Source organism: Pseudoalteromonas sp. PAR1, from assembly GCF_947311895.1.
Lineage (GTDB): Bacteria > Pseudomonadota > Gammaproteobacteria > Enterobacterales > Alteromonadaceae > Pseudoalteromonas > Pseudoalteromonas lipolytica_C.
In genome coordinates, this window is the sequence record NZ_CAMZMY010000051.1 from 1 (window position 1) to 1,430 (window position 1,430).

A 1,430-nucleotide genomic window follows, 5' to 3' on the forward strand; every position below is an offset into this window, starting at 1 on the left:
TAATGCTGATCAGTTAAGAAGTTGATCAGTTGACCGATCAGAATGATCATTCACAATCCGTAGTTAGGCAACTAACTACGGATTTTTTTGTGAATATAGAACAAGCTCTTCATTCTGCTTTCGAAGAAAGCACTCGTTACCACACGTATGAAAAATTATCTGAAATTTTATCTTCTGACCTGATTGAACAAGGCTTTCAAAAAGCTGGAGTAGCCACAGTTAGAAAGCGCAGGTTGCCTTTAGAAGCTGTGCTTTGGTCTGTTATTGGCATGGCATTATTTCGTAAAGAGTCTGTCTGGAATATTGCGAATAAGCTAGACATTATGCTGCCTGGCAAAAATCAGTTAGTTGCGCCGAGTGCCATGGTTCAGGCTCGTCAGCGATTAGGCGATGAACCCGTTAAGCAAGTCTTTAATAAAGCTGCTGATAATATGTACCAGAACGAAGAGTTTGAAACTTGGGCTGGGTTAAATTTGCTAGCGGTTGATGGTGTTGTTTGGCGTACGGCCGACTCAGATGAAAATCGCGAAGCGTTCTCATCAGCTAGCAATCAATATGGTGATACAGGATTCCCACAAATTCGCATGGTATGTCATATGGAACTCACCAGCCACCAACTTATAAGCAGTGAGTTTGATAACTATAAGACGAATGAAATGAAGCTTGCTGAACGACTGATTGAGCGTACACCTAATCACTCATTGACCATGTTTGATAAAGGATACTATTCACTGGGCTTGTTAAATCGATGGCACAACACTGGAGAAGAAAGACATTGGCTAATACCTGCCAGACCTGATTTACAATACGAAGTCGTTTCTAAGGTTGGTAACAATGACCTGATAATTGAGCTCAAAATCACTAAGCATGCGCAAAAGAATTTCCCTGATGTTCCCGAAGTTATTAAAGCAAGGTTGGTTAGTAAAACCATAAAAGGTAAAAATTACCGAATATTAACCTCGATGGTAGATAGACTTCGTTTTCCAAGTAGCGAAATAGTTGATTTATACAGCCATCGCTGGGAAATAGAATTAGGGTATCGAGAAATAAAGCAAACAATGCTAGATAGCACATATCATCTTCGAAGCAAGCGACCTGATATGGTCAGGCAGGAGCTATGGGGGATCCTCCTCGCATACAATTTAATTCGAAGGTTAATGACCCTAGCAGCAAAAGCAGAAGGAATATGGCCTAACCAACTCAGTTTCTCAAGCTGCTCGATGGCAGTTATTCAATACTTCTCATCAATATCAATTATGAGCCCCGGTAATATTCCAATTCACTGGGAGCATCTGTTAGGTACGCTGAGACTATTTAAACTGCCACCAAGAAGAGAAGATAGGCGATACCCAAGAGCGATAAAGCCTAAGCCATCAAAGTACCCACATAAAAAAAGAAATGCCAGTCAGCTTAACTGACTGGCATTGGCC

Annotated in this window: 1 protein-coding gene; it reads left to right on the forward strand. The window is 41.0% G+C overall.

Annotation, left to right across the window (positions count from 1 at the left end; all coding sequences use genetic code 11):
• The first annotated feature begins 95 nt into the window (after positions 1 to 95).
• Positions 96 to 1,418 carry an IS4 family transposase gene (locus QL229_RS20495; protein ID WP_281547364.1) on the forward strand — a complete coding sequence of 441 codons (1,323 nt, stop codon included), beginning with the start codon at positions 96 to 98 and terminating at the stop codon, positions 1,416 to 1,418.
• The last annotated feature ends 12 nt before the right edge of the window (positions 1,419 to 1,430 follow it).